At 65.5% G+C, this 23062-nt stretch carries 24 protein-coding genes and 2 pseudogenes; 18 read left to right on the forward strand and 8 right to left on the reverse strand.

The window, feature by feature from the left end:
• The first annotated feature begins 17 nt into the window (after positions 1 to 17).
• Together BN1132_RS17685 and BN1132_RS17690 are read left to right on the forward strand one after the other, a co-directional pair.
• A complete protein-coding gene (locus BN1132_RS17685) occupies positions 18 to 1271 on the forward strand; it encodes a glutamate-5-semialdehyde dehydrogenase (RefSeq protein WP_042079132.1) in 1254 nt (417 codons plus the stop codon).
• 156 nt (positions 1272 to 1427) lie between these two features.
• Positions 1428 to 2063 (forward strand): murein L,D-transpeptidase catalytic domain family protein, encoded by a 636-nt coding sequence (locus BN1132_RS17690; protein WP_042079133.1) that lies wholly within the window; start codon positions 1428 to 1430, stop codon positions 2061 to 2063.
• Between the two features lie 57 nt (positions 2064 to 2120).
• Here BN1132_RS17690 and BN1132_RS17695 read toward each other — a convergent pair whose 3' ends face one another.
• Positions 2121 to 2552 (reverse strand): universal stress protein, encoded by a 432-nt coding sequence (locus tag BN1132_RS17695; protein WP_042079134.1) that lies wholly within the window; start codon positions 2550 to 2552, stop codon positions 2121 to 2123.
• Positions 2553 to 2744: 192 nt separating this feature from the next.
• Here BN1132_RS17695 and BN1132_RS17700 point away from each other — a divergent pair, with 192 nt between their 5' ends.
• Positions 2745 to 3485 carry a type 2 periplasmic-binding domain-containing protein gene (locus BN1132_RS17700; RefSeq protein ID WP_042079135.1) on the forward strand — a complete coding sequence of 247 codons (741 nt, stop codon included), beginning with the start codon at positions 2745 to 2747 and terminating at the stop codon, positions 3483 to 3485.
• 32 nt (positions 3486 to 3517) lie between these two features.
• Here BN1132_RS17700 and BN1132_RS20315 read toward each other — a convergent pair.
• The 3 genes and pseudogenes from BN1132_RS20315 to BN1132_RS17705 all read right to left on the reverse strand — a co-directional run.
• Positions 3518 to 3623 (reverse strand): annotated as a pseudogene (locus BN1132_RS20315) (TrmH family RNA methyltransferase); the annotation flags it as partial.
• 9 nt (positions 3624 to 3632) lie between these two features.
• Positions 3633 to 3738: pseudogene (locus BN1132_RS20320) on the reverse strand (TrmH family RNA methyltransferase); the annotation flags it as partial.
• Between the two features lie 239 nt (positions 3739 to 3977).
• Complete coding sequence (locus BN1132_RS17705; RefSeq protein ID WP_042079137.1) at positions 3978 to 4481, reverse strand: RNA methyltransferase; 504 nt, start codon at positions 4479 to 4481, stop codon at positions 3978 to 3980.
• Positions 4482 to 4764: 283 nt separating this feature from the next.
• Between BN1132_RS17705 and BN1132_RS17710 the strand changes: the two genes are divergently transcribed.
• From BN1132_RS17710 to BN1132_RS17755, 10 genes are all read left to right on the forward strand, one after another.
• Complete coding sequence (locus BN1132_RS17710) at positions 4765 to 7389, forward strand: nitrate reductase (protein ID WP_042079138.1); 2625 nt, start codon at positions 4765 to 4767, stop codon at positions 7387 to 7389.
• A gap of 28 nt (positions 7390 to 7417) precedes the next feature.
• Positions 7418 to 8176 carry a uroporphyrinogen-III C-methyltransferase gene (gene cobA / locus BN1132_RS17715; protein ID WP_042079139.1) on the forward strand — a complete coding sequence of 253 codons (759 nt, stop codon included), beginning with the start codon at positions 7418 to 7420 and terminating at the stop codon, positions 8174 to 8176.
• 125 nt (positions 8177 to 8301) lie between these two features.
• On the forward strand, positions 8302 to 8886 hold the full coding sequence (locus tag BN1132_RS17720; RefSeq protein WP_042079140.1) for an ANTAR domain-containing response regulator: 585 nt from the start codon (positions 8302 to 8304) through the stop codon (positions 8884 to 8886).
• A 348-nt stretch (positions 8887 to 9234) separates the two neighbouring features.
• Entirely contained in the window at positions 9235 to 10590 is a 1356-nt protein-coding gene (locus BN1132_RS17725; RefSeq protein WP_042079141.1) for a CmpA/NrtA family ABC transporter substrate-binding protein, read from the forward strand.
• A gap of 14 nt (positions 10591 to 10604) precedes the next feature.
• The gene (locus BN1132_RS17730) at positions 10605 to 11564 is read left to right on the forward strand and encodes an ABC transporter permease (protein WP_042079142.1); all 960 of its coding nucleotides are present in this window, start codon (positions 10605 to 10607) and stop codon (positions 11562 to 11564) included.
• Between the two features lie 111 nt (positions 11565 to 11675).
• Complete coding sequence (locus BN1132_RS17735) at positions 11676 to 12497, forward strand: ABC transporter ATP-binding protein (RefSeq protein ID WP_042079143.1); 822 nt, start codon at positions 11676 to 11678, stop codon at positions 12495 to 12497.
• A gap of 26 nt (positions 12498 to 12523) precedes the next feature.
• On the forward strand, positions 12524 to 15106 hold the full coding sequence (gene nirB / locus BN1132_RS17740; protein ID WP_084203093.1) for a nitrite reductase large subunit NirB: 2583 nt from the start codon (positions 12524 to 12526) through the stop codon (positions 15104 to 15106).
• Positions 15103 to 15462 (forward strand): nitrite reductase small subunit NirD, encoded by a 360-nt coding sequence (nirD, locus tag BN1132_RS17745; protein ID WP_042079145.1) that lies wholly within the window; start codon positions 15103 to 15105, stop codon positions 15460 to 15462. Before nirB ends, nirD begins: the two co-directional genes overlap by 4 nt.
• Positions 15463 to 15607: 145 nt before the next feature.
• Positions 15608 to 16699 carry a PfkB family carbohydrate kinase gene (locus BN1132_RS17750; protein ID WP_042079146.1) on the forward strand — a complete coding sequence of 364 codons (1092 nt, stop codon included), beginning with the start codon at positions 15608 to 15610 and terminating at the stop codon, positions 16697 to 16699.
• Positions 16693 to 17601 carry a pseudouridine-5'-phosphate glycosidase gene (locus tag BN1132_RS17755; RefSeq protein WP_042079147.1) on the forward strand — a complete coding sequence of 303 codons (909 nt, stop codon included), beginning with the start codon at positions 16693 to 16695 and terminating at the stop codon, positions 17599 to 17601. Before BN1132_RS17750 ends, BN1132_RS17755 begins: the two co-directional genes overlap by 7 nt.
• Positions 17602 to 17673: 72 nt before the next feature.
• Here BN1132_RS17755 and BN1132_RS17760 read toward each other — a convergent pair whose 3' ends face one another.
• Complete coding sequence (locus BN1132_RS17760; RefSeq protein WP_042079148.1) at positions 17674 to 18399, reverse strand: carbonic anhydrase; 726 nt, start codon at positions 18397 to 18399, stop codon at positions 17674 to 17676.
• A gap of 451 nt (positions 18400 to 18850) precedes the next feature.
• On the opposite strand from BN1132_RS17760, the gene BN1132_RS19810 reads away from it, so the two are divergent.
• Positions 18851 to 18985, forward strand: coding sequence for a DNA/RNA non-specific endonuclease (locus tag BN1132_RS19810; RefSeq protein ID WP_244462966.1), 135 nt, complete (start codon positions 18851 to 18853; stop codon positions 18983 to 18985).
• Between the two features lie 43 nt (positions 18986 to 19028).
• Here the strand turns inward: BN1132_RS19810 and BN1132_RS17765 are convergent, their stop codons facing one another.
• From BN1132_RS17765 to BN1132_RS17775, 3 genes are read right to left on the reverse strand one after another with little or no spacing between them, the layout of a single operon-like run.
• The gene (locus BN1132_RS17765; protein ID WP_042079149.1) at positions 19029 to 19244 is read right to left on the reverse strand and encodes a hypothetical protein; all 216 of its coding nucleotides are present in this window, start codon (positions 19242 to 19244) and stop codon (positions 19029 to 19031) included.
• 45 nt (positions 19245 to 19289) lie between these two features.
• The gene (locus BN1132_RS17770; protein ID WP_042079151.1) at positions 19290 to 20372 is read right to left on the reverse strand and encodes a methyltransferase; all 1083 of its coding nucleotides are present in this window, start codon (positions 20370 to 20372) and stop codon (positions 19290 to 19292) included.
• An 18-nt stretch (positions 20373 to 20390) separates the two neighbouring features.
• The gene (locus tag BN1132_RS17775; protein WP_042079152.1) at positions 20391 to 20783 is read right to left on the reverse strand and encodes a hypothetical protein; all 393 of its coding nucleotides are present in this window, start codon (positions 20781 to 20783) and stop codon (positions 20391 to 20393) included.
• Between the two features lie 257 nt (positions 20784 to 21040).
• Between BN1132_RS17775 and BN1132_RS17780 the strand changes: the two genes are divergently transcribed.
• The 4 genes from BN1132_RS17780 to BN1132_RS17795 are packed head-to-tail and all read left to right on the forward strand — an operon-like array spanning position 21041 to position 23054.
• The gene (locus BN1132_RS17780; protein ID WP_042079189.1) at positions 21041 to 21766 is read left to right on the forward strand and encodes a beta-ketoacyl synthase chain length factor; all 726 of its coding nucleotides are present in this window, start codon (positions 21041 to 21043) and stop codon (positions 21764 to 21766) included.
• Entirely contained in the window at positions 21751 to 22509 is a 759-nt protein-coding gene (locus BN1132_RS17785; protein ID WP_042079153.1) for a lysophospholipid acyltransferase family protein, read from the forward strand. Before BN1132_RS17780 ends, BN1132_RS17785 begins: the two co-directional genes overlap by 16 nt.
• A 17-nt stretch (positions 22510 to 22526) precedes the next feature.
• Positions 22527 to 22781 carry a phosphopantetheine-binding protein gene (locus tag BN1132_RS17790; RefSeq protein ID WP_042079154.1) on the forward strand — a complete coding sequence of 85 codons (255 nt, stop codon included), beginning with the start codon at positions 22527 to 22529 and terminating at the stop codon, positions 22779 to 22781.
• A 24-nt stretch (positions 22782 to 22805) separates the two neighbouring features.
• Positions 22806 to 23054 carry an acyl carrier protein gene (locus BN1132_RS17795; RefSeq protein WP_042079155.1) on the forward strand — a complete coding sequence of 83 codons (249 nt, stop codon included), beginning with the start codon at positions 22806 to 22808 and terminating at the stop codon, positions 23052 to 23054.
• Positions 23055 to 23062 lie beyond the last annotated feature (8 nt).

The raw sequence follows: 23062 nt of genomic DNA on the forward strand, positions 1-23062 counted from the left end.
GAAAAAGGGATAAGGCTATGAGTCTGGAGAAAATGGGGCTGGCGGCCCGAGAGGCCGCCTATCAGCTGGCGACCGTCAGCACGGCACAGAAGAACCGGGCGCTGGCGGCCATCGCCGACGAGCTGGAGGCACGCAGTGCCCAGATCCTGGCGGCCAACGAGAAGGACATCGCCGCCGGGCGCGAGGCGGGGCTCACGGAGGCCATGCTGGATCGCCTGCTGCTGAACCCGGCGCGTCTGGCCGGGATCGTCGCGGACGTGCGCAAGGTGATCACCCTGGACGATCCGGTCGGCGCCGAGATCGACAGCCGGGTGCTGGAGAACGGCCTGCGCCTCTCTCGTCGCCGGGTGCCCATCGGCGTCATCGGCGTCATCTACGAGGCGCGTCCCAACGTCACCATCGACATCGCCAGCCTCTGCCTCAAGACCGGCAACGCCAGCATACTGCGCGGCGGCCGGGAGACCTTCCACTCCAACCTGGAGCTGGTGCGGGTGATCCAGCATGCGCTGGCGGCCTCCGGCCTGCCCGAGGCGGCGGTGCAATACATCGACAACCCGGACCGGGCTCTGGTGGGCGAGCTGCTGCGCCTCGACCGCTACGTGGACATGATCATCCCCCGCGGTGGCGCCGGCCTGCACAAGATGTGCAAGGAGAACAGCTCCATCCCGGTGATCATCGGCGGCTTCGGCATCAGCCACATCTTCGTGGACGAGAGCGCCGACCTGGTGCGCTCCCTGGCGGTCATCGACAACGCCAAGGTGCAGCGCCCCTCCGCCTGCAACGCCCTCGACACCCTGCTGGTGCACGAGAAGGTGGCCGCCACCTTCCTGCCGCAGCTGGTGGCGCTCATGAATGAGCGCAAGGTGACCCTGGTGGGGGCCCCCAATGCCATGGCGCTGCTGGCCGGCGGGGACAACCTGTGCGAGGCGGGCCCGGAAGATTTCGACACCGAGTGGCTGGGGCTGACCCTGGGGGTCAAGCTGGTGGCCGACGTCAACGAGGCGCTGGCCCATATGCGCGAGCACAACGCCGGCCACTCCGATGCCATCCTGACCAACTCCCTCGCCAACGCCGAGCACTTCGTCAACGGCGCCGGTTCGGCGGCGGTCTATGTCAACGCCTCCACCCGCTTCACCGACGGCGGCCAGTTCGGCCTCGGGGCCGAGGTGGCGGTCTCGACCCAGATGCTGCACGCCCGCGGCCCCATGGGGCTGACCGAGCTCACCAGCTACAAGTGGGTGGGGCAGGCGGACTATCTCAGCCGTGCCTGAGGCTGGTGTGCGCAACAATCCATGCAATGCCGACTCGGGTCGGCATTTTTGTGGTTTTTTATTGCTCGCAATCAAGGGCTTGCATATAACTATCCTGCAGGATGCGGTGTCACTCGGGGCGTCAGGTCACCGACAGCAAGGGGAGCGACTTCAAGGATGAAGGGACAGGATTGGAGGGCGTGGTGCGGCCGACTCTGGCTGAGCCTGCCACTGCTGATAGGAGCGCTCTGGTTCAGCGGAGCCAGTCACGCCAGCTGGGATCAGGATCTCTATCGCCAGCTGGGCCTGGCGGGCAAGCTCGACAAGCAGGTATTTCGCCAGGCTCTGGACGGTTACCAGAAGGTGCGCCACAAGCGCAAGCCCATCCTCACCATCATCGACTACAGCAAGCCCTCGACCATGCGCCGGCTGTTCGTCATCGACGTCAAGCGCCACAAGCTGCTCTACCACACCTGGGTGAGCCACGGCCGCAACTCCGGGGAGCTGGCCGCCCGCCAGTTCTCCAACCAGATGAATTCCCGGCAGAGCTCCCTCGGGGTCTATCGCACCGCCGAAACCTATCAGGGCAAGCACGGCTACTCCCTGCGCCTCGACGGGCTCAGCCCAGGCAAGAACAGCAATGCCCGCAAGCGCGCCATCGTGGTGCACGGGGCGGATTATGCGAGCCCGAAACATCTGCGAAAATTTGACAAGCTGGGCAGAAGCTGGGGTTGCCCCGCCCTGCCGCGGGAGCAGTCCAGGGCCATCATCGACACCATCAAGGGGGGCAGCGTCATCTATGCCCACGGTTGAGAAGGCGCAGATGGCAAAAAGGCCAGCTCGTGCTGGCCTTCGCGCATCAGGCGGTGATTATTTGCGCACCACCAGCACCGGGCAGGGGGCGTGGCGCACCACGGATTCGGCCACGCTGCCCACCAGCAGATGGCTGATGCCGGAGCGGCCGTGGCTGCCCATGACCACCAGATCCACCTTGTCCTCCTTCGCCTGGAGGACGATCTCGTCGGCGGCGCGGCCGAAGCGCACCTCGAACTTGGCCGGGATGGGCAGCAGCGCCACCAGCTCTTTCAGCTGGTTCTTGGCCTGGCGCTCCATCTCGTGGGTGATCTCGATGGCGGTCATGTGCAGGATCTTGTAGCTGTCGAAGCCGTGCAGTTGATCCACCACGTGGACCAGCTTGAGCTCGGCCTGGTGTGTATTGGCCATGAAGACGGCGTAGTCGAGCACGGCCCTGGACATGTCGGAGAAGTCGACGGGGCAGAGCAGGGATTTGATGGTTGGCATGAGAAACTCCCCTCTGGTTGGGCTACTAATGAATCTTGTTTCTCATGATACCTGAGGGGGCGGCAATAACCCTCGACCCGCTCGCAAAATCAGGAAAATGTCGGTTGGCACGGCAGTTTTCTATGCTATCTGTAAGCCTGAACGGGCCGTCTGCGGTGAGCACCGCCGATGGCCATACCACCGAGGAAACCCATGGTTCGTCTGCTCCTGTTGTGCTCCCTTCTGATCGTCTGGCCCCTGCGGGCCGACACCCTGCACGTCTACTGCGATGATTGGCCCGGCTTCTGCCAGAGGGATGGCAGCGGGATCTACCTGGACCTGGTGCGCGCCATCTATGAGCCCGAAGGCTATGTGGTTCAGCCTCACCTGGTGCCCTATAAACGGGCGCTGGCGGTGGTGCAGAAGGGGGGCGACATGGCGATGGGGGTCTATCGGGAGGAGGTGGACGGCGTCCATCAGCCGGATTATCCGGACTCGGCCGACGACGTGACCGTGGTGATGCAGAAGCGCTGGTTGCCGCTGTGGACGGGGGAGGCCAGCCTGAAGGAGCAGGAGGTGCTCTGGCTGCGGGGCTGGGCCTTCGACAAATTCATCCCGGTGCCCATGCGCTGGCACGAGATAGACAGCCATGAGATGGCGCTGCAACTGCTGGTCAAGGGGCGCTACCGCTACTACCTGACCGCCGGCGTCCTCTATCCCAAGGGCTCCCTCCCTCCCGAACTGGCCCAGGTCTTCCTGCGCTGGATCCCGACCTACCCCATCTTCGCCGATAACGAGCGGGGCAGGCAGTTGCACGGGCTCTGGGATCCCGGCATGCGCACCCTGGCAAGGCAGGGGAAGCTGGCACAGATCTATCGGAAACACCGGCTCTACGACTACTTCCGGGACTTTATCCGCGAGCAGGAGGCGAGGGCGCGCAAGCCGTTACCCTAGCGCCATGCTTGCCACGTAGCGCACCCTCTTACTCAAGCCTCCGCCCTCAGCGTCTTGGCCAGCCGGTCGTAGAGGATTACGTTGACCGAGGCGGCGAGGTTCATGCAGCCGTGCTGTGGTCACGTAGATCACCTCCTTGTTCTGCCCTCAGCCTCCCGATCTCAGCGTCTTGGCCAGCCGGTCGTAGAGGATCACGTTGACCGAGGCGGCGAGGTTCATGCAGCCGTGCTGTGGTCACGTAGATCACCTCCTTATTCTATCCTCAGCCTCCCGATCTCAGCGTCTTGGCCAGCCGGTCGTAGAGGATCATGTTGACCGAGGCGGCCAGGTTCATGCAGCCGTGCTGTGGTCACGTAGATCACCTCCTTGTTCTGCCCTCAGCCTCCCGATCTCTGCGTCTTGGCCAGTCGGTCGTAGAGGATCACGTTGACCGAGGCGGCGAGGTTCATGCAGCCGTGCTGTGGTCACGTAGATCACCTCCTTGTTCTGCCCTCAGCCTCCCGATCTCAGCGTCTTGGCCAGCCGGTCGTAGAGGATCACGTTGACCGAGGCGGCCAGGTTCATGCAACCCTGAGTCGGCACATAGATGACCTCCTTCACCGTCGCGAAGCGGGCGGGCTCCAGGGTGCCATCCTCAGGGCCGAAGATGTAGAAGGCTCTCCTGGGGTGCACGTAATCCGGCAGGGGGGTGGCCCCCTCTATCAGATCCACCAGCACAGGGGTGCAGCCCTCGGGGACGAACGCCAGCAGCTCCTCGACCCCGAGCAGGGGGATCTTCTCCACCATCTGCTTGGTGTCGGTGGCAAAGCGGCGCGCCAGCTCGAAGCGCTGCCCCGTGTAGTAGACCTCGTCCGCCCCATAGCAGCCGGCGGCCCGCATTACGGCCCCCACGTTCTCCGGTGACTTGGGGTTGACCAGCCCGATGGCGCAATACTCGGGGGCCGCATCCGGCCGCGCATCGACCCGCTCTGCGGCGCCGTAACCTGACACTTTCATCTCGTTCTCCTGTGTGGCGGCGCATTATACCCCCGGCGCGCTCCTTGCCCAGCGTGCGGGGCGCATTCCCGTCCAGCGGGCCCAACAAGGGGGCGGCTGCACCGCTCTGGCGCAGCCCGGCACGCTGACGCGCAATGGCGGCGCCCCTTGCATCCTGGCGCGGGGTTTGCAGTCACTTTCCCATACAAGACGATGAGGCATCCGGACAATGGCGTCCGTCCCCGCAGGGGGGCGGACGCTTTTTTATGGGCCCCTCGTCAGACACATGACAAGGAGCAAGGGAATGAAGACCACCTGTGCCTATTGCGGAGTGGGGTGCGGCATCCGGCTGAGTCGGGAGGGCGACAACTGGCAGTTGCAGGGGGATGAGCAGCATCCGGCCAACGGCGGCGCCCTGTGCGTCAAGGGGGCCAGCCTGCTGGAGAGCCTGGCCTTTCCCGATCGCCTGCTCTATCCGCGCTGGATGGGGCAGCGCATCGGCTGGGAGGAGGCCCTGGACACCCTGGCGGAACGCCTGGCCGCCATCATGGCAGAGTCCGGGCCTGAGGCTATCGGCATCTACCTGTCGGGTCAGCTCACCACCGAGGATTACTACGTCGCCAACAAGCTGATGAAGGGGTACCTCGGCAGTGCCAATGTGGACACCAACTCCCGGCTCTGCATGTCGTCGGCCGTGGTGGCCCACCAGCGCGCCTTCGGGGAGGATCTGGTGCCCGCCTGCTACGAGGATCTGGAGCTCGCCGATCTGGTGGTGCTGACCGGCGCCAACACCGCCTGGACCCATCCCGTGCTGTTTCGCCGCCTGCAGCAGGCCAGGGCGCGGCGCCCCGAGCTCAGGCTGGTGGTGCTGGATCCCCGCCGCACCATGACGGCGGAGCAGGGGGATCTGCACCTGGCGCTCAAGCCCGGCAGCGACGTGACGCTCTGGAACGGCCTGTGCCGTTATCTCCTCGACAGCGACGGCTGGGACAAGGCCTATGTGGCGCAGCATGTGAGCGGCTTCGAGGCGCTGGCGGCGGCGCTGGACGACCCCGCCTGGCAACTGGACGAGGTGGCCCGCAGCTGCGGTCTCTCCCGCAGCGATCTGCTCGGCTTCTACCAGCTGTTTGCCCGCACCCCCAGGACGGTCACCCTGTTCTGCCAGGGGATCAACCAGTCCAACCAGGGGGTGGACAAGGCCAACGCCATCATCAACGCCCACCTGATGTGCGGTCGCATCGGCAAGCCGGGAGCGGCTCCCTTCTCCATGACGGGGCAACCGAACGCCATGGGAGGGCGCGAGGTGGGGGGCCTGGCGACCCAGCTCGCTGCCCACATGGGCTTTGGCGAGGCCGAGTGCGATCGGGTACAGCGCTTCTGGGGGAGCCCGACCATGGTGCGCGGGCCGGGGCACAAGGCGGTCGAGCTGTTCGAGGCGGTGCATCGGGGGGAGATCCGCGCGCTCTGGGTGCTCGGCACCAACCCGGCGGTCTCCCTGCCGGACGGCAACCGGGTGCGTGAGGCCCTGAGCCGCTGCGAGCTGCTGGTGGTCTCCGAGGTGACGGCCAACACCGACACGGCGCGCCTCGCCCACCTGCTGTTGCCTGCCGCCGCCTGGGGGGAGAAGGGCGGCACCGTCACCAACTCCGAGCGCACCATCAGCCGCCAGCGCGCCTTCCTGCCCCTGCCGGGGGAGGCCAGGCCCGACTGGTGGGCCCTGACCCGGCTCGCCCGCCGGCTCGGCTTTGGCGAGGGGTTCGCCTATGAGCACGAGCACGAGATCTTCTGCGAGCATGCCGCCCTCTCCGGGTTTGAAAACGACGGATCCCGCCAGTTCGACATTTCGGGGCTGGCGGGTCTCACCCGTGCCGAATTCGAGGCCCTGGCCCCCCTGCGCTGGCCCGTCAATGCCCGCTGGCCCAAAGGGCGTGATCGCCTGTTCGAGGACGGGCGCTTTGCCACCCCGGATGGCCGGGCCCGCCTGCTGCCCCTGGCCCAGCGCTTCCCCGAGCAGCCAGAAACGCCCCCGCTTGCAGGGGCTGTCTCCCTGCTCCTCAACAGCGGGCGGCTGCGGGATCAGTGGCACTCCATGACCCGCACCGGTCACGTGCCCAGGTTGCAGGAGGCCGAGCCCTGGCCCAGGGTGCGGGTGGGGGCCGCCAGCCTGCTGGCGCTCGGCGCCAGGGAGGGGGATCTGGTGCGCCTTGGCAACGCGCTCGGGGAGGCGCTGCTGCTGGTCGGGCTGGACGAGGGGCTCAGGGAGGGGGAGGCCTTCCTGCCCATGCACTGGACCGACAGCCAGTGCAGCCAGGGGGCGGTCAACCGCCTCATCGCCGCCGTGGTGGATCCCCTCTCGGGCCAGCCCATGTTCAAGCAGGGGCGAGTGCAGGCCAGGGCGCAGCCCACCCGCTGGCAGGGGCTCTGGTGCGGCCGCCATGACTGGCGCGAGGGGGTGGACTGGTGGGCCAGGCGCCCCCTGCCCGAGGGCAACTGCACCCTGCTGGCCTCCTGGTCAGAGAGCCTAGAGCGCCTGTGGCAACGGCTGGGGGCAGAGGGGCACTGGCTCAGGCTGCCCATGAAGGAGGGCTGGCTGGCCGTGGCCCTGGCCGGGGATCGCATCGAGGGGATCCTGCTGGTGGGGGAGCGGCGCCCGGACATCAAGGTCGACCTGCTGGCCAGTCTGCTCGGCACGCCGCTCCAGGCGGGGGCCTTGAGCCAGACACTGAGCCAGGCCCTGGCCGGGGAGAGCCGGCTGGTCTGCTCCTGCCTGCGGGTCTCGGAGCAGCGCATCGTCGATGCCATCACCCGGCAGGGGGTGAGCGAGCTGGCGGGGCTGCAGGCCCTGCTCGGCTGTGGCAGCAACTGCGGCACCTGTCTGCCCGAAATCGACAAGCTGTTGATCAAACATGTTTTCTTGGCATCCGCTTAGTGCGGTGCCAGGACACAAGGAGTCTGAGATGAGCCAAATCAGTCTGGTGGGAGCGGGCCCCGGGCCCCTCGAATTGTTGACCCTGCGCGCCCTGCACCGTCTGGAGGCGGCAGAGGTCGTGGTCTATGACCGCCTGGTGGGGAGCGAGATCCTGGCCCGCATTCCCCAGGGGGCGGCCCGCTTCGACGTGGGTAAGCGCTGCGGCGAGCCGAGCCCGACCCAGGAGGAGATCAACGCCCTGCTGCTGGCCCTGGCCCGCACCGGCAAGCGGGTGGTGCGCCTCAAGGGGGGGGATCCCCTGGTGTTCGGCCGTGGCGGCGAGGAGGCGCTGCACCTGGCCCGGCACGGCATCGCCGCCGAGCTGGTGCCCGGCATCACGGCGGCCCTGGGGTGCGCCGCCAGCACCTTCATCCCCCTGACCCACAGGGGGCTGGCCCGCTCCCTGACCCTGGTCACCGGCCACCTGATGGACGAGCGCGACTATCAGGGCTGGCAGGGGCTGACCCGGGCCGGCCACACCCTGGTGTTCTACATGGGGCTGGAGCAGGCGGCCCAGATCCGGCAGGGACTGCTGGCGGCGGGGGCCTCACTGGATGTGCCGGTGGCCCTGGTGGTGGCCGGGTGCAGCGCCCGCCAGCAGGTGCACGAGACCACGCTGGACGGGCTGGCGCAGGCCGCGCTGGCCCTGCTCGGCCAGAGCCCGGTGCTGATCATCGTGGGGGAGGTGGTGCGCCTTCGCGCCGAGCTGCAAGGTCTGCTGACGGAGGCGCTGGACAGGGTCGCCTGAGCCGAGATCCACCCTCTACCCCCACTACCTCCTGATAGATAAAAAGGAGGTAGATTCAAAGAGTTGGCCTTCATGTTGCGGCATTGGCAGCAGACAAGTTGCGATAGCCGTTGGCAAGGAGCGCCATGACTACTCTTTCCACCCGGGGTCAGGACGGCCCCGCTTCCCGCCTGCTGATCCACGCCGATGATCCCGGTCAGGCCAATCGGCTGGCCCTGCTGGTCAGCCAGTATGGGCACCAGCCCAGGATCCTCGATACCCGCCAGTTGCTGACCCCGATGGAGCAGGGGGACGCCCTGCTCGTCAGCTGCCGACAGTTCGGCGCCGAGGTGCGCCTCGGCCTCTCCCTCTGGCCCGGCCTGCCGCGCCTCTTGTTCTGCGAGCGGCTGGGGGGAGACACCCAGCTCGCCCTGTTGCAGCAGGGTGTGCTATTGGTGCCCCACCCTTGCGGCGAGCGGGAGCCGGTGGAGCAGTGGCTGCGCCTGGCCCGCAGCCAGCTTGCCATGGTGCAGACCCTGATGCAGACCGAGAGCGAGCTGCGCCAGAAGCTGGAAGAGAGGCGGCTCGTCGAGCAGGCCAAGGGGCGGCTGATGCGCCATCAGGGGCTGGACGAGGAGCAGGCCTATCGCCTGATGCGCAGCACTGCCATGAGCCGCCACCTGAGCCTGGGGGAGCTGGCGCGGCAGCTGTTGCTGGCATTGCCCGCCTGAGCGTCCCGGTGGCCAACCGTTTTGGTGCAACTGCGCCTAATTGAGGCAAATTGGGGGTGGCGAGGGCGGGATTGGAGGGGCGAAAGCCCGTCTGGCGGGCTCTGGCAGAGCTGGCACGGAAAGTGAATAACCGAATACACGATAGCAAGTGAAGAGACAGCGGACAGGGAAGGGCCATCCGGCCATTCCTCCGCAACAGGGCAAAGAAGCCCCACCGATCCCGGATCGGTGGGGCTTTTTTTTGGTCGCGACTCGCCTTTCGGGTCGCAGCGCTGCAACGAGGTGGCGCTGCAACCCCCAGGAGCGTGACGTGGCCGCCGGGAAGAGTGAACCGAGCGAGGGACTGGAATGAACGGACGACAAGGATGTGCGGGGTTGCTGCTGGCGGCGCTGTCGCTGCCGGTGCTGGCACTGGGAGCCCCGGAGCAGGAGGAGCTCAGGCTCGGCTTCATCAAGCTGACCGACATGGCGCCGCTGGCGGTGGCCTACGAGCGGGGCTATTTCGAGGACGAGGGGCTCTACGTCACCCTGGAGGCCCAGGCGAACTGGAAGATATTGCTGGACAGGGTGATAGACGGCGAGCTGGACGGCGCCCAGATGCTGGCGGGTCAGCCTCTGGCGGCCCACATCGGCATTGGCACCCAGGCCGAGCTGGTGACGGCCTTCGCCATGGATCTCAACGGCAACGCCATCACGGTGGCCAACAGCGTCTGGGCCGCCATGGCGCCCCAGCTGCCCAGACCGCAGGCGGGCCAGGTGCCGCCGCCGGTGAGCGCCGCCGCCCTCAAGCCCGTGGTGGCGGATTACCGCCAGGCGGGCAAGCCCTTCAACATGGGGATGGTGTTCCCCGTCTCCCCCCACAACTACGAGCTCAGGTACTGGCTGGCCGCAGGCGGCCTGCACCCCGGCTTCTATGCGCCCACACTCGGCGACAACTCGGGCCAGCGTCAGGCGGACGTGCTGCTGTCGGTGACACCGCCGCCCCAGATGCCCGCCACCCTGGAGGCGGGCACCATCGCCGGCTACAGCGTGGGGGAGCCCTGGAACCAGCAGGCGGTCGCCAGGGGCATAGGGGTGCCCGTCATCACGGATCACGAGATCTGGCGCAACAACCCGGAGAAGGTGTTCGGCGTCACCCGGCAGTGGGCCGAGCGCCACCCCAACACCCATGTCCGGCTGGTGAAGGCGCTGCTGCGGGCGGCCTGGTGGCTGGATGCACAGCAGAACGGCAACCGGCGCGAGGCGGCCAGGATGCTGGCCAAACCCGAGTACGTGGGGGCCGACGAGGCGGTGATCGCGAGCTCCATGACCGGCACCTTCGAGTACGCCAAGGGGGACAAGCGCCAGGTGCCGGATTTCAACGTCTTCTTCCGCCACCACGCCACCTATCCCTACTACTCGGACGCCATCTGGTACCTGACCCAGATGCGGCGCTGGGGCCAGATCCCCGAGGCCAAGCCGGACGCCTGGTTCGAGCAGGTGGCCAAGGCGGTCTATCAACCGGGCGTCTATCGCCAGGCCGCCGAGGCCCTCATCGCCGAGGGCAAGCTCAAGGCCACCGACTTCCCCGATTTTGCCAGCGAGCAGGGCTATCGCGGCCCCCAGGATGGCTTCATCGACGGCCTCATCTATGACGGCCGCCACCCCAACGCCTATCTGCAGCAGTTCGCCATCGGCCTCAAGGGCGATGAGCGGGTGCAATGAGCAAGGAGAGCGCAATGAAACGACACACGTGGCCCCTCATCCATTTGAAAGCCGTCAACTGGAAAGTCATGGTGCAGCCCCTGCTCGGCGTGCTGCTGTTCCTCGGCCTCTGGCAATGGGGGGCGAGCCAGGTGCAGACCAGTCTGGGCACCCTGCCCGGACCGCTGGCCACCGCCAGCCAGCTCTGGTCCCTCGGGCAGGAGCATCTGCAGGAGCGGGAGAAGGCGGCGGCCTTTCTCGAGCGCCAGCAGGCGCGCAATGCGGCAAGGCTGGCGGAGGATCCGGCGGCCGAGGTGAAGCTGCGCCCCTACACAGGGCGCCCCACCTTCTTCGATCAGATAGCCACCAGCCTGCTCACCGTGCTGTGCGGCTTTGGCCTCGCGACCCTGATCGCCATCCCGTGCGGGGTGCTGCTCGGCATGAACCAGGGGCTCTATCGCGCCGCCAACCCGGTGATCCAGCTGCTCAAGCCGGTCTCCCCCCTGGCCTGGCTGCCCCTCATCACGCTAGTGGTGAGCGCCCTCTACGCCAGTCCCGCGCCCTGGCTTGCCAAGTCCTTCCTCACCTCGGCCCTGACGGTGACCCTCTGCTCCCTCTGGCCGACCCTGATCAACACGGCGGTGGGGGTGGCGGGGCTGGACCGGGATCTGCACAACGTCAGCCGGGTGCTGCGCCTGTCGTTCCTGACCCATGTGCGGCGCATCGTGCTGCCCGGCGCCCTGCCCATGATCTTCACCGGGCTGCGCCTGTCGCTGGGGGTGGCCTGGATGGTGCTGATCGCGGCGGAGATGCTTGCCCAGAACCCGGGGCTCGGCAAGTTCGTGTGGGACGAGTTCCAGAGCGGCGGTTCGTCCTCCCTGGCCCGCATCATGGTGGCGGTGATCACCATAGGCCTCATCGGCTGTGCCCTGGACAGGGGCATGCTGGTCCTGCAGCAGTGGCTGTCCTGGGACAAGCGCCAGGTATTGCGCTAGGAACGCCCACGGGAAACCGAGGCAGCACAGGCCCTGCAGCAGTGGTTCTGCTTCAGGACAAGCGCCAGGTGCTGCGTTAACCACATTCCTATTCAGGCAGGAGAAGAGCCAATGAAGAGTTATCTGGAGATAAGCGACCTCGGCATCTCGTTCGAGACGGAGCAGGGGCGCTTCGAGGCCTTGAGCCGGGTCAACCTGCGCATCGAGAAGGGGGAGTTCGTCTCTCTCATCGGTCACTCGGGCTGCGGCAAGAGCACGGTACTCAACCTGGTGGCCGGGCTGCTGGAGCCGACCCTGGGGGGCATCATTCTCGATGGCCGCGAGGTAGCGGGCCCCGGGCCCGAGCGGGCCATGGTGTTCCAGAACCACGCCCTGCTGCCCTGGCTCAGCGTCCAGCAGAACGTGGCGCTGGCGGTGGCCCAGGTGGAGTCTGACAAGCGGGCGGTGGCGGAGCGGGTGGACTACTACCTCTCCCTGGTGCAGATGGATCACGCCAGCCAGAAGATGCCCCACGAGCTGTCGGGGGGCATGAAGCAGCGGGTCGGCATAGCCCGGGCCCTGTCACTCTCCCCCAAGGTGTTGCTGATGGACGAGCCGTTCGGCGCCCTCGATGCCCTGACCCGGGCCCATCTGCAGGATGCCCTGATGGCGATCCAGACGGAGCTTGGCAACACCGTCATCATGATCACCCACGACGTGGACGAGGCGGTGCTGCTCTCCGATCGCATCGTCATGATGACCAACGGCCCCAGCGCCACCGTGGGGGAGATCCTGACCGTGGACCTGCCAAGGCCCAGGGACAGGGTCGCCCTGGCGGATGACCCCCACTACCACAAATTGCGCCAGCAGGTGCTGCGCTTCCTCTACGAGAAGCAGCGCAAGGTGACCCCCCTCAAGGCAGCCGGGCAGGTGCGCAGCAAGCTGCGCGCCTGAGCCCACCGGATTCAAGGAAGAGAGACATGACTGACAAAGAGATACAGTGGGTGACAGGGGACGGCATGGACCTGCTCGGTCGCCAGAACAGCGGTTCCGCCGACAAGACCGAAAAGCAGCGGCTGCTGGTGGTGGGCAACGGCATGGTGGGTCACCACTTCGTCGAGCAGCTGGTGGCGGCTGGTGGTCTCGACCGGTTCGAGGTGACGGTGTTAGGCGCCGAGCCGGACGCCGCCTACGACAGGGTGCACCTGTCCGAGGTGTTTGGCGGCAAGGCGCCCCAGGCCCTGCGCATGGCGGATCCCGCCTGGTATGAAGAGAGCGGCATAACGCTGCGACTGGGGGCCGAGGTGGAGGTGCTAGACCGGGCCGCCCGCACCCTGACCCTCGCCAACGGCGAGCAGTTCCCTTACGACCGCCTGGTGCTGGCGACCGGTTCCGTGCCCTTCGTACCCCCCATTCCCGGCCATCAGCGGGAGGGCTGCTTCGTCTATCGCACCCTGGGGGATCTCGCCGCCATCCGCGATGCCTGCGCTCAGGCCCGCAGCGGCGTGGTCATCGGCGGCGGTCTGCTCGGGCTGGAGGCGGCCAATGCCCTGCGCCTGCTCGGCCTCAAGACCCAGGTGGTGGAGTTCGCCCCCAGGCTGATGCCGGTGCAGCTCGACGAGAGCGGCGGCGCCGTGCTGCGGGACAAGATCCAGGCGCTCGGGGTCGAGGTGCTGGTGGAGAAGGCCACCGAGTGCATCGAGCAGGGGGAGCAGGCACGCCACCGCCTGCGCTTCAAGGACGGCACTCACATTGAGACCGACGTCCTGCTGTTCTCCGCGGGGATCCGCCCCGCCGACACCCTGGCCCGCCAATCCGGGCTGGACGTCGGGGAGCGCGGCGGCATCTGCATCGACGACGGCTGCCACAGCTCGGATCCCGCCATTCTCGCCATCGGCGAGTGCGCGCTCTGGCAGGGGCGCATCTTCGGCCTGGTGGCCCCCGGCTACCAGATGGCCCGGGCCGCCGTGGCCAGCCTGTGCGGCGGCGAGAGCCGCTTCACGGGGGCCGACATGTCCACCAAGCTCAAGCTGATGGGGGTGGACGTGGGCTCCATCGGCGACGCCCACGCCGCCACCGCCGGCGCCCAGGAGCTGCTGCTGCTGGACAGGGTCAAGGGCATCTACAAGAAGCTGGTGACCGACGGCGAGGGCAATCGCCTGCTCGGCGCCATCCTGGTGGGGGACGGGGCCGATTATGAGCGGCTGCTGCAGTACTACCAGAACGGGGTGGCGCTGCCCCAGCCGCCGCTCTCCCTGCTGGTGGGGGAGGTCGGGGCCGCCCCCGCGCCCCTGGTGCTGCCGGATAGCGCCATCCTCTGCTCCTGCCACAACGTCAGCAAGGGGGACGTGGTGGCCGCCGTGCGGGCGGGCAATCACGAGCTGGCGGCGGTGAAGAGCTGCACCAAAGCGGGCACGGGCTGCGGCGGTTGCAGCAACCTGCTCAAGCAGGTGGTGGATCAGACCCTGGCGGACCTAGGCGTCGAGGCGGACAAGGGGCTGTGCGAGCACTTCGCCTACGGCCGTCAGGAGCTCTACCACCTGGCCCGGGTGGGCGAGCTGAAGAGCTTCGAGGCGCTGCGGGACAAGCACGGCCAGGGGCTGGGGTGCGACATCTGCAAGCCGACGGTGGCCTCCATCCTGGCGTCCCTCTGGAACGAGCACGTGCTGGAGAAGCCCCACCGCGCGTTGCAGGATACCAACGACGCCTTCCTTGCGAACCTGCAAAAGGACGGCACCTATTCGGTGGTGCCGCGCATCCCGGGGGGGGAGATCACCCCGGAGGGGCTCATCACCATCGGCGAAGTGGCGCGCAAGTACGGCCTCTACACCAAGATCACCGGCGGCCAGCGCATCGATCTCTTCGGCGCCCGGGTCGACCAGCTGCCCGCCATCTGGGGCGAGTTGGTGGCAGCGGGCTTTGAGACCGGTCAGGCCTACGGCAAGTCGGTGCGCACCGTGAAGTCCTGCGTGGGCTCCACCTGGTGTCGCTACGGGGTGCAGGACTCCATGACCCTGACCCAGACCCTGGAGCATCGCTACAAGGGGCTGCGGGCCCCTCACAAGCTGAAGTTTGCGGTCTCCGGCTGCACCCGGGAGTGCGCCGAGGCCCAGAGCAAGGACATCGGCGTCATCGCCACCGAGCGGGGCTGGAACCTCTATGTGTGTGGCAACGGCGGCATGCGGCCGCGCCACGCCGACCTGTTCGCCACGGATCTCGACGAGCAGACCCTGATCCGCTACATCGATCGGCTGCTGATGTTCTATGTGCGCACCGGGGACAGGCTGCAACGTACCTCGGTCTGGATGGAGAACATGGAAGGGGGGCTCGACTACCTAAAGTCGGTGATCATCGAGGACAGGCTCGGCATCGGCGCCGAGCTGGAGGCCATGATGGAGGGGATCGTCGGCACCTGGCAGTGCGAGTGGAAGAGCACATTGGCGGATCCGGACAAGCTCAAGCTGTTCGAGGCCTTCGTCAACCGGCCCGAGGACGAGACGCCGCCGCGCCGTGAGGAGCGGGGGCAATGGGTGCCGGATATCGCTATCAAGGAGGTGGTATGAGGGACATAAAAGAAGAGACCTTGCAGTCAGCGACCGGGGCCTGGCATCGGGTATGCGAGCTGGCGGCGCTGCCGGAGCAGGCCGGGCGCAGCGCCTGGCTGGAGGGGCGGGTGCTGGCACTGTTTCGCCTCGGGGAGCATGTCTATGCCCTGGACGGGGTGGACCCCCTGGCCGGCGTCGCCGTGCTGGGGCGTGGCCTGGTGGGGGATGCCGGTGGGGAGCCCGTGGTCGCCTCGCCGCTCTACAAGCAGCGCTACGCCCTGATGGACGGTCGCTGTCTGGACGATCCGGCCCTGAGCGTCGCCTGCTGGCCGGTGCGGCTGGAGGGGAGCGAGGTCTGGGTACAGCTGGGGTGAGTGGCACCATCTGAAAACCGTTTTTCTATCACCGGGCTTGCCCGGTGATTTTTTTGTGGCTGACCCGACATTTCTTGCACGAGAGGATGGCGGGAAAACGTTTTTTGGAAATAATGGACAAACGTTTGTAACTGGATGTTTGTCTATGACGGAACGTGAGCAAGAGATCCTCGCCCTGCTGCGCCAGGACCCCATGATTGCCCAGCAGGAGCTGGCGGACAGGCTCGGTATCAGCCGCTCGGCGCTGGCGAGCCACATCTCCAGCCTGATGCGTCAGGGCTATGTGCAGGGGCGCGGCTACGTGCTGCGCGAAGGCCCCTATGCCGTGGTGATCGGCGGCGCCAACATGGATATCTGCGGTTGCAGCCACGACAACCTGCGCATCGGGGATTCCAACCCCGGCAAGGTGCGTACCTCGGCCGGCGGGGTGGGGCGCAACATCGCCGAGAACCTGGCGCGGCTCGGCACCGACACCCGGCTGCTGACCGCGGTGGGCAACGATCAGTACGGCCATCACCTGCTGGAGGTGAGCCAGCGCGCCGGCGTCGATGTGCGCCAGGTGCTGGTGCTGGAGGGGCAGGCGACCTCCTGCTACCTCAGCCTGCACGACGGCAGCGGCGAGATGAGCTGCGCCGTCAACGACATGGGGATCATCGAGCAGCTCACCCCGGCCCGGCTTGCCCCCCTGAGCGGCTTCCTCGGCGCGGCCCGGCTCTGGGTGCTCGACACCAACCTCGCCACTCACACCCTGGACTGGCTGTTCGAGCGCCAGGGGGAGCACATCATCTTCGTGGACACCGTGTCGGTCGCCAAGGTGGAGAAGATCCGCCCCTGGCTGCACCGCATCCACACCCTCAAACCCAATCGTACCGAGGCGGAGCAGCTGTGCGGCTTCACCATCGGCGGGCCCGACACCTGGCCCATGGCGGCGGCCTGGTTCCACCGCGCCGGGGTGCAGCGGCTCTTCCTGAGTCTCGGGGATCAGGGGATCTTCTACAGCGACGGGGCGTGCCAGGGCCATCTGCCCGTGCTCGGCAGCCCTGTCGTCAACGTGACCGGCGGCGGCGATGCCTTCATGGCAGGGCTGGCCCACGCCTGGTTGCAGGAGCAGGACATTGTCGAGACGACCCGGTTCGCCCTCGGTTGCGCCGCCCTCACCGTCAATTGTTCCGATACCGTCTTTTCCGGCCTATCCAAGGCCGCCGTTGAACGCATGCTGGAGGAGTACCCATGTTGAACGCTTACCTCGATATCCAACCTGAAGTTGCCGCCGCGCTGGCCGCCGGCAAGCCGGTGGTGGCCCTGGAGTCCACCATCATCTCCCACGGCATGCCCTATCCGCAGAACGTGGAGACGGCGCGCCAGGTGGAGCAGGTGGTGCGCGACAACGGCGCCGTGCCGGCCACCATCGCCATCATCGATGGCCGCCTCAAGGTGGGCCTGGATGCGGGAGCCCTGGAGGCGCTGGGCAAGGCCGGCCACGCCGCCATCAAGTGCAGCCGCCGTGACATCCCCTTCGTGCTGGCGAACAAGGGGATGGGGGCGACCACGGTGGCCTCCACCATGATAGTGGCCGCCATGGCGGGGATCCGTGTGTTCGCCACCGGCGGCATCGGCGGCGTGCATCGCGGCGCCCAGGAGAGCTTCGACATCTCCGCCGACTTGCAGGAGTTTGCCCAGACCCCGGTGGCCGTGGTCTGCGCCGGCGCCAAGTCCATCCTCGACATCGGCCTGACCCTGGAGTACCTGGAGACCCAGGGGGTGCCGGTCATCGGCTACCAGACCGAGGAGCTGCCCGCCTTCTACACCCGGGAGAGCGGCTTCAAGGTGGATTACCGCCTCGACACCCCGGCGGCGATCGCCGAGGCGCTGCGCCTGAAGTGGGAGCTGGGGCTGGCGGGCGGCGCCGTGGTGGCGAACCCCATCCCGGCCCAGTTTGCGATGCCGAAGGCGGACATAGACGCGGCCATCGAGCAGGCGCTGCGGGAAGCGGACGAGCAGGGGGTCAAGGGCAAGGCCTCCACCCCCTTCCTGCTGGCCCGCGTCTGCGAGCTGACCGGTGGCAACTCCCTGGCCTCCAACATCCAGCTGGTGTTGAACAACGCCGCGCTGGGGGCACGCATCGCTGCCAGCTTGTAAACACCTTTGCGGAAGATGCAAAAGAGGGCCGATAGGCCCTCTTTTTATTGCGCAAATCGGTGACATACAACCTTATTGCAGCACCAGTCGCCCGTTGAGGGGCTGGACGGGTCTGTTGTTGGGATGGTGCATCACCGCCTTGAAGGCGTCGATCTGCGCCTGACTCACCTGCACCGGCTCCTTCATCACCAGCCAGCGCACCCCTTCCGAGCAGGGCGGGGTGGTCAGCGACCCGCTGAAGCGGTAGTAGTCGTGCTGGGCGGGCAGCAGTGCCTCTGCCGAGACCCCTTCCTTGAGCTCGTGACTCTCCCCCGCCTTGGCTGGCAGCGCCTGCCAGGCCTGGCTCAGGGCGGCATTGGCCCAGCCCGGTTCGAACATCACGGCGACCACCGCCAGCTCCCCCTTGGCGTTGGCGTGGACCAGGTGACCCTCCAGGGGGTAGGACCTGCCCTCGATGAGGTTTTCGCTGGGGGCGTGGAAGTGGAACTGCTTGAGCTCGAAGCGCATGCCGTCGAGTTCCAGGGCGCTCCCGGGGGCATAGTTGACCTGCACCGTGTGGCCGTTGTTGACCAGCGTCTTGCCACCCGTCCGGTAGTGGAACTGCAGGGGCGCCAGTTCGGCCTCCACCAGGCCTGCGAGGTTGACCGGCGACTGGTTGCTGCCCGCACACTGGCCATATTCCGGGGTCAGGCTGGCCCATTTCGCCGGACCGGCTTCACCGCTGTATCCCCAGTGCGTCGTGGCGGCGAAGGCGGCGGGGCAGAGCAGCAGGGCGGTGGCCAACAGGGACTTTCTCATCATGCATCCTTATCTTGATTGAAAAGCACGGCCATTTCTTGCCTTCACACAAGAAGGCATCATCAATGGCATTGTCTGAATACGGGGTACCAAGGATCAGACCCGGTTATTTGTTATGGAAGGCTGGTTGTTATGTTGCATTTTTGGCGTGAAATGAATGGGCTCAAATATTTCATCTGGCAAGGTGGCGTATTAATTCATGGGAAGTATGTCGATGAATTAATAACGCCTGCCCGTGGTGGTGAATCGCCTTTCATGCCGTTCCAAATAAATAACGGGCTGATTCTAGAGTCGTTCTGATTGACCCCTTTGATCTTGAACAAACAAGCACGCACTATTTCCCGGCGTCGACGATGCCACCCCCACACCTCTCCCGACGTAAGAAGCAGTCCTCTGTTGCCGGGGCAGGCATGCCCATGACAGCGATGGGCCGGGCCTGTCCCAGCAGAAGGTGTCGGCCAGCCGGCTGGCGGACTGCAGGGTGACGGTGGATGCGGTGGAGGAGCAGACCGGGCTCGACTTCTTCGCCACGCTGCCGGACGGACAGGAAGAGACCATGGAGTTCCGGCTGATGGCCATGTGGTGATTCCGAATCACAGATAACGCAACAGGGGCCTGGGCCCCTGTTGTCATTTGCTTATCTCGTCACCCACTTTCTTGACGGTATCCCGGGTACCATGGCCTATCTCTCGGGCCACATCCCGGGTGGTGTGGCCAATCTCGCGGGTCACGTCTCTGGTGGTATGGCCCACGGTTCTGCCCGCCTCCTTGATGTGGGTGCAGCCGGTCGTCACCGCCCCCAGGGCCAGCCCGAGCACCAGCCATATCCGGCCATTGCGCATCATGGGTCGCTCCTTTCCTGATGTATGCCATCCATTATCGATGGGCCATTATGGCCGCGCAGGCAGAGGTTGGGCAACCAGCAGGGTATGACCCGGGCCCGGGATCTCGTGCTCGGCCTCCACGTGGAAGCCGGCATCACGCAGGCACTGGTACATCTGCTTGGAGTGATAGAAGCGGCTGTTGCCGTTGGCGATGGCGGTGAAGTAGAGGGAGGTGGCGTTGAGACAGAAACTGGCGGCCTCGAAACTCTGCCTGTCCCAGAAGAGCTCCAGAATGCAGACCCTGGCTCCCGGCTTCATGTGCTGACGAATGCGCTTGAGGATGGTGACGATCTGCTCGTGGCTGAAACAGTCGAGGAACTGGCTCATCCACCAGATGTCGGCCTCCCCGGGCAGGTGGCCTTCGGCCTCCAGCATGTTGACCCCGTGACCACGGACCCGGTCTGCCAGACCCGCAGCCTCTATCCTGGGCCGGGCCAGGGCGAGCTGCTCCGGCAGATCCAGAATGGTGACGCTGAGCTCAGGATCCCTGGCCGCACAGGAGAGAGCCCACTTGCCCGTGTTGCCCCCGACGTCATAGAGGCAGCGTGGCGCGTAGTTCAGCACATGATCCTGCGCCTGCTGGAATGCCCAGTCGGAGTAGAAGTGATCGAAGGAGAACCAGCTGGCGCGGGCAGGTTCAGGCAACTCATCCAGATGGGGGTAGATGGTCTCCCAATCGGGGCTGAACACCTTGAGCCCCTCCGGCCTGCCCTCGCGAATGGCATCCAGCAGCTGGGCCAGCGGCTGGTAACAGACGTGCTGGGTGAAGTCCATGTTGACCCGGGTCATGGGGTCGTTTAGCAGGTACTTGCCCACCTTGCCGAGCACATAGTGCTCTCCGGCCAGATGACAGACACCGCCACCCAGCCCCATGTCCAGCAGCACCGCCACCGCATATTCGCTGAGCCCGCAGTGGCTGGCGATGTCGGCCGTGGTGGCCCCCGTCTTGCCTCGGCTCTCCAGATAGGCGAGCACCCCGGTTTCCCGCAGGCACCAGCTCGCCTGAAACAGCATGGGGGCGAAGGCGATGCGCTGAGCCTGGCTGATGGCATCGAGGGCGTTGTATTGCTCACACTGGTAGTGTTTCAATGGCGGTCCTGTCTCTGGTTATTGGGTGCCGGCGCGGGACAGTTCGATCTGGATGGCCTGATTCAGCCCCAGGATCCAGCGATTATAACTGCGGTGGATGGCACCTTTGCCATCGTCATCCAGATTGATGCTGCTGACATAATTGATAGAGTAATCACGAGCAGTATAAGGAATATTGATCACCGCCTGATGCTGGCGCACGTTCAATTGACCGCGAATAACACCTGGCTGTTCTTTTTTCATCACCCAGCCCTTGCTGATGCCACCGTTGATGATGGCATTACCAACCTGTTCTTCGCTCAAATTGAAATTCACCTGGTTGGCAGGAAGATTCTGTATCGGCTTGCTGGTGGAGCAGGCGACGAGCAGGAATGCGCCGAGTACCAACCCCGATTTTGTGATCCAATTCATTATTATTCTCCGGTGCTAAATGCAATAAGCCAGGCAATGAGACATCATTGTCATGATATTTTCAATAAAATATGGTCTGATGCAATAAGTGATATGTGAGGGGATCTACTTTTTTAAAAAATAATGTTACCATGCCAAAAAGTTAATACTGATAACAAGTTGGTTATTGTTTGCGCATATTTTTATGCCGACATTGAACAACTCATTTATTATATCTAATGAATTCCCGCGCCAAAAAAGGACAGAACGCCGCTATCATGCTCTCATTTTCACTCCTTGATGCGCAGGCGCTCTCTCCTGGACTGGAGCAGGCCGGTCAATGGCAACAGTGGGCCAGAGAGGTACAGTGGCCCCAGGTCACTCCCGCGCTGCCCCTTACCCCCCTGATCCCCATGATGATGGCGCGCCGCCTCAGTGCGGGCGCCCGCCTCGCGGTACAACTCGGTCTGGATATGCTGGGTCGCCACCCCATCGACAGCGCCATCTTCGTCAGTCGTCATGGGGAGCTGGCGCGTTCCATGGCGCTGCTACAGGGCCTGGCGGCCGGCAAGCCGCTTTCCCCCACGGATTTCTCCATGTCGGTGCACAACACCGCGGCCGGGCTCTGTTCCATCCAGGGCAAGGCGGCCCTGCCCATGAGTTCCATTGCCGCAGGAGAAGGGGGCCTGATGGCCGGATTGACCGAGGCGATCGCCAACCTGCATGCCGGCGGTGAACGGGTGCTGCTGGTGGCGTTCGAGGGGGAGATCCCGGCGTTTCATCAAGCCTGGCTCCCTGCCACGGCGCCTTATGCGGTGGCGCTGGTGCTGGGGCGTGGCGAAGATGAACACGCAGTCGAACGCTGGCGCTGCGAGGGGCAACGGGAAGCCGGGCGGAACCCCGAGCTGGCCCAGCCCCTGGCATTCTGGCGCGCACATCTTTTGCAACAACCCGCATGCCTGCTGAGCGATGGGCGCCGGGAGTGGTCATGGCGACGCAGCTGAATCGGCTCTGGCGGCTGATGGGGACCGCCCTCGGCTTTACCCTGTTCGGTCTGGGTGGGCTCCTGCTCAGTCTGTGCTGGTTTCCGTTGCTGGCCATCTGCCTGCGCGGGGAGCGGCGTCGCATCCTGGCGCAGGCCAGCATCAAGCAGAGCTTCCGGCTGTTTATGGGCATGCTCAAGAGGTTGGGGGTGCTGGACTACAGGGTCAGCGGCATGCCCTCTGCCCTGCAGGGGGCCCTCATCGTCGCCAACCATCCCAGCCTGCTCGACTACGTGATCCTGGCGGCCGAGCTGCCGGTGTGCGACTGCATCGTCAAGCGGGCTTTGTGGCATAATGTTTTCCTCGGTGGCGTGGTGCGTGCCGCCGACTACATTCCCAACGGGGAAGCGGAACAACTGTTGCCACTGTGCATCGAACGGGTACGCCGCGGTGGCTTGCTGCTGATCTTTCCGGAAGGTACCCGCACTACGCCGGGCGAGCCTATCCGGTTGCAGCGGGGCGCCGCCCAGCTTGCCTTGCGCGGCCAAGTGACACTGCAGCCCGTGCGCATTCACTGCAGCGAGCGCTTTCTCACCAAGCAGGACAAGTGGTTCCATGTCCCGCAGCGCAAGCCGATCTTTACCCTGGAGTTTTTGCCACAGATCGCGGCCACCGGGTGGGGCGACGGCGAACAGAGCAGTGGCCTGGCCGCCCGCCAGCTAACCCGATTTCTTACCCAGGTCCTGCAACCCGGGACCCCATGACAGCCTATGGAAGCGCAATGCAAAACCTGCAACGAGAGATAAAGCAACTCATCATCGACAGCCTCAATCTGGAGGGGCTGACCCCGGATGACATCGACGACCAGGCTCCCTTGTTTGGCGACGGACTGGGTCTGGATTCCATCGATGCGCTGGAGCTGGGACTGGCCATCAAGGGGCGTTACGGCATAGTGCTCTCCGCCGACGATGCGGACACCCGTCGCCATTTCGCCAGTGTCGAGGCCCTGGCTGCCCTGGTTCAGTCCCAGGCCTGATCCCGCCATCGAGGAGATATCGTGATGAATAGAGACGACATTTTTACCAAGGTGAAGGCGACCCTGGTCGAGCTGTTCGAGGTGGATGAAGACGCCGTGACCCTGGATGCCCAGCTTTACCAGGATCTGGAGCTCGACAGCATAGATGCCATCGATCTGGTGGTGCACCTGCAAAAACTCACCGGCAAGAAGATCAAGCCCGAAGAGTTCAAGTCGGTGCGCAGCGTGGCCGATGTGGTCGAGGCGGTCGATCGTCTGATGAACCATGGCTGATCTGCTGC

It is taken from the genome of Aeromonas sanarellii (genome assembly GCF_000820085.1).
Lineage (GTDB): Bacteria > Pseudomonadota > Gammaproteobacteria > Enterobacterales > Aeromonadaceae > Aeromonas > Aeromonas sanarellii.

Bases quoted from the DNA above. Each gene is read 5' to 3' on its own strand.
- BN1132_RS17685 (WP_042079132.1), top strand. From the start codon at position 18: ATGAGTCTGGAGAAAATGGGGCTGGCGGCCCGAGAGGCCGCCTATCAG.
- BN1132_RS17690 (WP_042079133.1), top strand. From the start codon at position 1,428: ATGAAGGGACAGGATTGGAGGGCGTGGTGCGGCCGACTCTGGCTGAGC.
- BN1132_RS17695 (WP_042079134.1), bottom strand. From the start codon at position 2,552: ATGCCAACCATCAAATCCCTGCTCTGCCCCGTCGACTTCTCCGACATG.
- BN1132_RS17700 (WP_042079135.1), top strand. From the start codon at position 2,745: ATGGTTCGTCTGCTCCTGTTGTGCTCCCTTCTGATCGTCTGGCCCCTG.
- BN1132_RS17705 (WP_042079137.1), bottom strand. From the start codon at position 4,481: ATGAAAGTGTCAGGTTACGGCGCCGCAGAGCGGGTCGATGCGCGGCCG.
- BN1132_RS17710 (WP_042079138.1), top strand. From the start codon at position 4,765: ATGAAGACCACCTGTGCCTATTGCGGAGTGGGGTGCGGCATCCGGCTG.
- cobA (WP_042079139.1), top strand. From the start codon at position 7,418: ATGAGCCAAATCAGTCTGGTGGGAGCGGGCCCCGGGCCCCTCGAATTG.
- BN1132_RS17720 (WP_042079140.1), top strand. From the start codon at position 8,302: ATGACTACTCTTTCCACCCGGGGTCAGGACGGCCCCGCTTCCCGCCTG.
- BN1132_RS17725 (WP_042079141.1), top strand. From the start codon at position 9,235: ATGAACGGACGACAAGGATGTGCGGGGTTGCTGCTGGCGGCGCTGTCG.
- BN1132_RS17730 (WP_042079142.1), top strand. From the start codon at position 10,605: ATGAAACGACACACGTGGCCCCTCATCCATTTGAAAGCCGTCAACTGG.
- BN1132_RS17735 (WP_042079143.1), top strand. From the start codon at position 11,676: ATGAAGAGTTATCTGGAGATAAGCGACCTCGGCATCTCGTTCGAGACG.
- nirB (WP_084203093.1), top strand. From the start codon at position 12,524: ATGACTGACAAAGAGATACAGTGGGTGACAGGGGACGGCATGGACCTG.
- nirD (WP_042079145.1), top strand. From the start codon at position 15,103: ATGAGGGACATAAAAGAAGAGACCTTGCAGTCAGCGACCGGGGCCTGG.
- BN1132_RS17750 (WP_042079146.1), top strand. From the start codon at position 15,608: ATGACGGAACGTGAGCAAGAGATCCTCGCCCTGCTGCGCCAGGACCCC.
- BN1132_RS17755 (WP_042079147.1), top strand. From the start codon at position 16,693: ATGTTGAACGCTTACCTCGATATCCAACCTGAAGTTGCCGCCGCGCTG.
- BN1132_RS17760 (WP_042079148.1), bottom strand. From the start codon at position 18,399: ATGAGAAAGTCCCTGTTGGCCACCGCCCTGCTGCTCTGCCCCGCCGCC.
- BN1132_RS17765 (WP_042079149.1), bottom strand. From the start codon at position 19,244: ATGATGCGCAATGGCCGGATATGGCTGGTGCTCGGGCTGGCCCTGGGG.
- BN1132_RS17775 (WP_042079152.1), bottom strand. From the start codon at position 20,783: ATGAATTGGATCACAAAATCGGGGTTGGTACTCGGCGCATTCCTGCTC.
- BN1132_RS17780 (WP_042079189.1), top strand. From the start codon at position 21,041: ATGCTCTCATTTTCACTCCTTGATGCGCAGGCGCTCTCTCCTGGACTG.
- BN1132_RS17785 (WP_042079153.1), top strand. From the start codon at position 21,751: ATGGCGACGCAGCTGAATCGGCTCTGGCGGCTGATGGGGACCGCCCTC.
- BN1132_RS17790 (WP_042079154.1), top strand. From the start codon at position 22,527: ATGCAAAACCTGCAACGAGAGATAAAGCAACTCATCATCGACAGCCTC.
- BN1132_RS17795 (WP_042079155.1), top strand. From the start codon at position 22,806: ATGAATAGAGACGACATTTTTACCAAGGTGAAGGCGACCCTGGTCGAG.